Source organism: Ruegeria sp. CF5, assembly GCF_056537325.1.
Genome location: NZ_JBQFRI010000022.1, coordinates 1 through 6,225, shown reverse-complemented (window position 1 = coordinate 6,225; position 6,225 = coordinate 1). Strand labels below are relative to the sequence as shown.

At 58.9% G+C, this 6,225-nt stretch carries 7 protein-coding genes and 1 pseudogene; 5 read left to right on the top strand and 3 right to left on the bottom strand.

Going from position 1 to position 6,225, the window contains the following annotated elements:
* The 3 genes from ACR0NW_RS23875 to parC form a co-directional block, all read right to left on the bottom strand.
* On the bottom strand, positions 1-111 hold a 111-nt coding region (locus tag ACR0NW_RS23875), incomplete at its 3' end, for a GTP-binding protein (protein WP_170744588.1).
* A gap of 111 nt (positions 112-222) precedes the next feature.
* Complete coding sequence (locus ACR0NW_RS23870) at positions 223-819, bottom strand: hypothetical protein (RefSeq protein ID WP_480453281.1); 597 nt, start codon at positions 817-819, stop codon at positions 223-225.
* Between the two features lie 98 nt (positions 820-917).
* On the bottom strand, positions 918-3,266 hold the full coding sequence (gene parC, locus ACR0NW_RS23865; RefSeq protein ID WP_480453283.1) for a DNA topoisomerase IV subunit A: 2,349 nt from the start codon (positions 3,264-3,266) through the stop codon (positions 918-920).
* A 200-nt stretch (positions 3,267-3,466) separates the two neighbouring features.
* On the opposite strand from parC, the gene ACR0NW_RS23860 reads away from it, so the two are divergent.
* The 5 genes and pseudogenes from ACR0NW_RS23860 to ACR0NW_RS23840 all read left to right on the top strand — a co-directional run.
* Positions 3,467-4,096 (top strand): SH3 domain-containing protein, encoded by a 630-nt coding sequence (locus ACR0NW_RS23860; protein ID WP_480453284.1) that lies wholly within the window; start codon positions 3,467-3,469, stop codon positions 4,094-4,096.
* Between the two features lie 69 nt (positions 4,097-4,165).
* Positions 4,166-4,993, top strand: a complete 828-nt coding sequence (locus tag ACR0NW_RS23855) for an SDR family NAD(P)-dependent oxidoreductase (protein ID WP_170657636.1) — start codon at positions 4,166-4,168, stop codon at positions 4,991-4,993.
* Between the two features lie 79 nt (positions 4,994-5,072).
* Positions 5,073-5,276: a twin transmembrane helix small protein gene (locus tag ACR0NW_RS23850; RefSeq protein WP_170657638.1), complete on the top strand. Its 204-nt coding sequence runs from the start codon at positions 5,073-5,075 to the stop codon at positions 5,274-5,276.
* Positions 5,277-5,849, top strand: a complete 573-nt coding sequence (locus tag ACR0NW_RS23845; RefSeq protein WP_480453285.1) for a cob(I)yrinic acid a,c-diamide adenosyltransferase — start codon at positions 5,277-5,279, stop codon at positions 5,847-5,849.
* A 265-nt stretch (positions 5,850-6,114) separates the two neighbouring features.
* A pseudogene (locus ACR0NW_RS23840) lies at positions 6,115-6,225 on the top strand (electron transfer flavoprotein subunit beta/FixA family protein); the annotation flags it as partial.

Here is a 6,225-nt window from a genome sequence, read left to right as displayed (position 1 = left end):
GCCGAAATACTTGGTGATTGCTGCGGTCAGCGTCGTTTTACCATGGTCAACGTGGCCAATCGTGCCGATGTTGACGTGCGGTTTTGTACGCTCAAACTTTTCCTTTGCCATTCCTCAGGCGCCCTTTTGCGATTTGGGGGACCCTTGGTCCCGTAGGTTACATCTGCGCGCGCGAGATATTGGGTTCAAAGGAGAAAATCAAGCACATCCTGAGGGAAATACCTAACCTTGTACCGGATTCGGTGACGACTGCCCGATTTCGACCGGTTGCAGCACCTCGGGGCGCTTGTCGAACCAGCCGTTCGCCTTGTGTTCTTCGGCGATCCACTCCTCGACCCGGTCGGCAACTTTCAGGGCCAGCCCGTTCATCTGCTCTTCCTTGGTGCGGGCATGGCCGGAACCTTTCAGAGCGCTTTCCCCGGTCGTATCTTCGAGGACCTGCATTTGTTCGCCTTTGGCAAGGAATTCCTTGCGCTCGACGTCGTAGACGTTGACCAGAACGATGGCCGTGCTTTTGGGGTTGAATAGAACCGGCACACCCGGGGGCGCCAGCATGTACCCTTCGAGGCTGATACCGATGTCATATTCCTGCGACCCCTGATAGCGGCCCATCCGGATATCCACGGCATTCTGAATGGCGCTGGTCCATTCCTGCGGTGTGGCGTCGCGCGACACCGGCCCTTGAACGGCCTTGTCGGCAAATGCGTAATTCACGCGCAGCTTGAACTCGCCCAATTCTTCAGGAGCTTCGTCCACAAGCGTCGGCGCGCAGGCCCCAAGCAGGGCCAGTCCAGCGGTCAGCGTCAGTATTCGGATCATTCTCTTGTCTCGACAGGTCCGTTTTTTAACGATGTAGCGCACCGACACGGCCTGTGCCAAGCCGTGTCAGCAAAAATTGACCTACTGGCGTATTTTGGTCAGGAGAACTTATAGTCACGCGGGAAGCCATAGGGTGGCTTTTTCCCGACGCTTGCGCGTTTGGACAGCCACTGTGACAGGTCTGCCTCGTGCCGAGTCTTGTCACCGCCCATGGACCATTTCAGACCGTCCTCCCAGTCAAAGGTCGTCAGGTCGGACAGGCCACCATCCAGTTCCAGCGTGCCCTGACGCCCGCGGGCCATGTTGTACTTTTGCAGGCGTACACCTTTGCCGCGTGTCATCTCGGGCAGCTCGGACACCGGGAACACAAGGAATTTTCCGTTCTGCGAAACGACGGCGACGTGATCACCGGCGACCGGTTTGCAGATCATGGCCGTTTCGTCCCCCTTGACGTTCAGCACCTGCTTGCCGTTTCGGGTCTGGGCCAGAACATCGTCCTCGGGCACCATGAAGCCGTTGCCCGCATCCGAGGCCACCAGCAGCTTGCGCCCCGGCTTATGGATCAGGATATCGACGATCTGCGCCTCGTTCGGCAGGTCGACCATCAGGCGCAGCGGTTCACCCATGCCCCGCCCGCCGGGCAGATTGGCGGCGCTGACCGTGTAGAATCGCCCGTTCGAGGCAAAGACAAGCAGGCGGTCGGTCGTCTCGGCATGGAAGATAAAGCGCGGGCCGTCGCCGTCCTTGAACTTCAATTCGCGGTTCAGGTCGATATGGCCGGTCATCGCGCGAATCCAGCCCATCTGAGAGCAGACGACCGTGATCGGCTCGCGGTCGATCATCGCCTCAAGCGGCACTTCTTCGACATTTCCGGCCTCGGCAAACTGCGTGCGGCGCGCGCCGCCTTCGTAATCCTTGCCGAAGGTTTTCTTGGTCTCTTTCAACTGCTCGGCGATTTTGGCCCATTGCAGGCCTTCATCGGCCAACAGGTCCTCAAGATTGGCGCGTTCCAGCATCAACTCGTCACGCTCACGCACCAGCTCCATCTCTTCGAGACGGCGCAAGCTGCGCAGGCGCATGTTGAGGATCGCGTCGACCTGAACTTCGGACAGTTCGCCCTCACCTGGCTTGGGTGAAACGTAGTCGGTCTCGTTGGTGGCGCGAACGTGGTCGATGCCCCAATCTTCGCGCATCAGCGCGGCTTTGGGGTCGTCGTCATAGCGGATGATGTCGATCACGCGGTCGAGGTTCAGGAAGGCGACGATAAAGCCTTCCAACACTTCCAAACGATGGTCGATCTTGCCCAGACGGTGGCGCGAGCGGCGCAGCAGCACCTCTTGCCGGTGATCGAGGAAGGCGCGCAGCACCTCTTTCATCGAGCAGACCTTGGGCGTCACGCCGTCGATCAGCACGTTCATGTTCAGGCTGAACCGCACCTCGAGGTCCGAGTTGCGATAGAGCATGCCCATCAGAACCTCGGGGTCCACATTTTTAGAACGTGGCTCAAGGATCAGGCGGATGTCGTCGGCGGATTCGTCGCGCACATCAGCGAGGATCGGGATTTTCTTAGTCTGGATCAGCTCGGCGATCTTTTCGATCAGCTTGGATTTCTGAACCTGATAGGGAATCTCGGTGACGATGATCTGCCACTGGCCGCGACCCAGATCCTCGACCTCGTACTTGCAGCGCAGCCGGAACGAGCCGCGCCCGGTACGATAGGCTTGGGCGATATTCTCGGGCGGCTCGACGATTACGCCGCCGGTCGGGAAATCCGGACCGGGCACGTAGTTCAGCAACGTGTCGTCGCGTGCATCAGGTGTTTTGATCAGATGCAGGCAGGCATCGCAGAGTTCAGCGATGTTATGGGGCGGGATATTCGTCGCCATGCCCACCGCGATTCCGCTGGCGCCATTGGCCAGCAGGTTTGGAAACTGCGCAGGCAGCACGACGGGTTCTGTCAGCGTGCCATCATAGTTATCGCGGAAATCAACGGCGTCTTCGTTCAAACCCTCGAGCAGCGCCTCGGCCACGATGGTCATCCGCGCTTCGGTGTAACGTGAGGCCGCCGGATTGTCGCCGTCGATATTGCCAAAGTTCCCCTGCCCGTCGACCAGCGGATAACGGACGTTAAAGTCCTGCGCCAGACGCGCCATCGCGTCGTAAATCGCGGCGTCACCGTGCGGGTGATAGTTACCCATCACGTCACCGGAGATCTTGGCAGACTTACGGAATCCACCGGTTGCACTGAGTCGCAGCTCGCGCATCGCGTAGAGGATTCTCCGGTGAACTGGCTTTAATCCGTCGCGCGCATCGGGCAACGCCCGGTGCATGATGGTGGACAGCGCATAGGTCAGATAGCGTTCGCCAATCGCGCGGCGCAATGGCTCGGCTATCTCGCCCCCGTTCTCAGGGGTCTCCATATTGGGGTCGTCGATCGTATCGTTCATATATGATGTGATACGCCGCAAGAGCCCGCTGGTAAAGCAAGCACAGCATATTTTGCTGGGGACAAGTCGCGCTTTTTGCAACAGGGGGAGACAAGTCCCGGATTTCCCCGCTTTTTCGACTCATCGTCCAAAATATGGTAAGATTTCACTGATTGTACTGCTGCAATTTTTTGATTTTTCTGATTGTCGGGGGAAGCGCCATGAAGCGCCTCATAGTTCTTACGTTTGCTGCACTTGGCTGGGTTTTCTATGTCATGAGCGGAGGGCCGGATTTTGCCCCACGTGGAGAGCGCGCACCCGTTCCGGAACAAGTGGCCGAGGCCCCGAAACCCGCACCTGCCCCTCTGGTTTCCCCGAAAGCCGAAGAGTTGGTAACCAAAACCGTCCTGCAACCCGCTACCCCGGTTGTGCCGAAAGTCGCACCGGAACCCGAGCCGGTCACGACGGAAGAATCGATCGCCTTGCTGGCCCAGGCTGCCAGCAGTCTGAATTCAGGGGCATCCCTTTTTGGCACTCAGACCACCGGGCTGACGCTGGCCTCTCTGGAGCAGGGCGCTGCCGGACTGCAGCAGATCACCCCAACAGAGCCGGAACCTGCGGAACCGCCTGTAGCGGCCGAGCCTGTCAAAGACATCCGCGAGGTATCTGGTACACGGGTGAACATGCGCGACGGCCCTGGCACGATCTATCCGATCATCGCCAAGGTCACCATCGGACAGAAAGTCGAGGTGCTGCATGATCCGGGTACCGGCTGGCTGCGCCTGCGCGTGTTGCCCGAGCGACACGTTGGATGGATTTCAGCGTCCCTCATCCGGAAAATCAACGACTGACGCAGAGGTGTCATTGCTCTGTTCCGAACCTCGCAATAGCTATGGGCGAGGTTCATTTTCGGGAATGTCATGCAAAAATCCATCCTCATCACTGGCTGCTCATCCGGTATCGGTCAGGACGCGGCACACGGTATGCGTGCGCGTGGCTGGCGTGTTTTTGCATCCTGCCGGCAGCAGCGCGATTGTGATCGCTTGCGGGCGCAAGGTTTTGACAGCCCCCGGATCGATTACACTGACGCGGACAGCATAACCTCTGGTTTGGCACAGGTTCTTGAGGCAACGGGCGGCACGCTGGATGCCCTGTTCAACAACGGTGCGCATGGCCTGCCCGGCGCGGTCGAGGATGTGCCAACCGACGGAATGCGCCATATATTCGAGACCAACGTTTTTGGCTGGCACGAACTGACGCGGCAGGTGATTCCCGTCATGCGCGCGCAGGGCCACGGGCGAATCGTTCAGTGTTCGTCGGTGCTGGGTCTGGTCGCGTTTCCCTGGCGCGGGGCCTATGTCGCCACCAAATACGCAGTCGAGGGGCTGACCGACACCATGCGGCTTGAGCTGCGGGACACCGGCATCAAGGTCATTCTGATCGAACCCGGGCCGATCACGTCCAAGTTGCGGGAGAAGGCGATCCCGATCTTTGAGCGCTTTATTGACTGGGAAAATTCCGCCCTGCGCGAAAGATACGAAAATTCGCTGCTCAAAAGGCTTTACGAGGATTCGGGACCGGACAGATTCGAGCTGCCCGCCTCGGCCGTCACAGACAAGCTTGCCCGCGCCGTCGAAGCCCGGCGCCCCCGTTCGCGATACTATGTCACGACGCCAACCTATATCGCGGGTTACCTGCGCCGGGTTCTGCCCACAGGTGCCATCGATCGCATCCTGTCGGATATCTGAGACGAAATTACCGGTTCGCTTTTTGCCCTGTCGGGGCTAGATGGGGTCAGGCGCAACACTAATCGCGGACGGTAATGTTATGGACCTGATGATGGTCATCTTGCTCATGGCCATGGCGGCGGTCGTCGCCGTACTGGCGATGGGCATCGCCAACTTTGGCAAAAGCGGCACCGATGCCGCAAAGAAAAGCAACAAGATGATGCGGCTGCGCATCCTGTTTCAGTTCATTGCCGTAGTGCTAATCGTGCTCTACGTCGTATTGCGCGGACAAGGAGTGCAATAGATGGTCGTATTGAACAAGATCTATACCCGCACCGGCGACGACGGGAAAACCGCGCTGGGCAATGGCGAACGTGTCGCCAAATACTCCGGTCGCGTTACGGCCTATGGCACCGTGGATGAGTTGAACGCCCATGTCGGTGTCGCCCGGCTGGAAGCTGACGGCGATGTGGATGCAGCACTTGCCCGCATTCAGAATGATCTGTTTGATCTGGGCGCGGATCTGTGCCGCCCGGACATGGAGAAGGACGCCGAGGCTGATTATCCGCCTCTGCGCATGGTTGCCTCTCAGACCGATCGGCTGGAAGCTGAAATTGACGCAATGAACGAATCTCTGGAACCGCTGCGCAGCTTCATCCTGCCAGGCGGGTCCCGGCTGGCCGCGCATCTGCACGTATGCCGCACCGTCTCACGCCGGGCGGAACGTCTTGCCGTCGAGCTGACCAACATGGAGCCGGTCAACGAGGCCAGCGTAAAATACCTCAATCGACTGAGCGACTGGTTCTTTGTCGCGGCACGTTGCGCCAATAACGGTGGGCGGGACGATGTTTTGTGGGTTCCGGGGGCAAACCGCTGATCCGAACGCGGCGCCGGGCTGAGTATTCAGAGAGTTAAGCCTCAGGACAAACTGATGCCGTTGGCCCCCTTGCAGCGGGCCAAACCCGCACCTTGAGGCTCGATTCCCGCTTCTCAGGCAAAAAAATACTGAAACGCGACGTCTGGAAGCCACGACGTGACGATTTTGCCCTGTTGCAGCGATGCGCGAGACGCTATCTACACCCGCGAGAGCATTGGTGGAGTCGCGACGCGGCTTACCGTTTTTGTAAGGAGCAAGCGCAAAAATGAAGGTACTCGTGCCTGTCAAACGCGTGATTGACTATAATGTGAAGGTCCGCGTTAAAGCGGACGGTAGCGGTGTTGATCTCGCCAATGTCAAAATGTCGATGAACCCA

Bases quoted from the DNA above. Each gene is read 5' to 3' on its own strand.
- ACR0NW_RS23870 (WP_480453281.1), bottom strand. From the start codon at position 819: ATGATCCGAATACTGACGCTGACCGCTGGACTGGCCCTGCTTGGGGCC.
- parC (WP_480453283.1), bottom strand. From the start codon at position 3,266: ATGAACGATACGATCGACGACCCCAATATGGAGACCCCTGAGAACGGG.
- ACR0NW_RS23860 (WP_480453284.1), top strand. From the start codon at position 3,467: ATGAAGCGCCTCATAGTTCTTACGTTTGCTGCACTTGGCTGGGTTTTC.
- ACR0NW_RS23855 (WP_170657636.1), top strand. From the start codon at position 4,166: ATGCAAAAATCCATCCTCATCACTGGCTGCTCATCCGGTATCGGTCAG.
- ACR0NW_RS23850 (WP_170657638.1), top strand. From the start codon at position 5,073: ATGGACCTGATGATGGTCATCTTGCTCATGGCCATGGCGGCGGTCGTC.
- ACR0NW_RS23845 (WP_480453285.1), top strand. From the start codon at position 5,277: ATGGTCGTATTGAACAAGATCTATACCCGCACCGGCGACGACGGGAAA.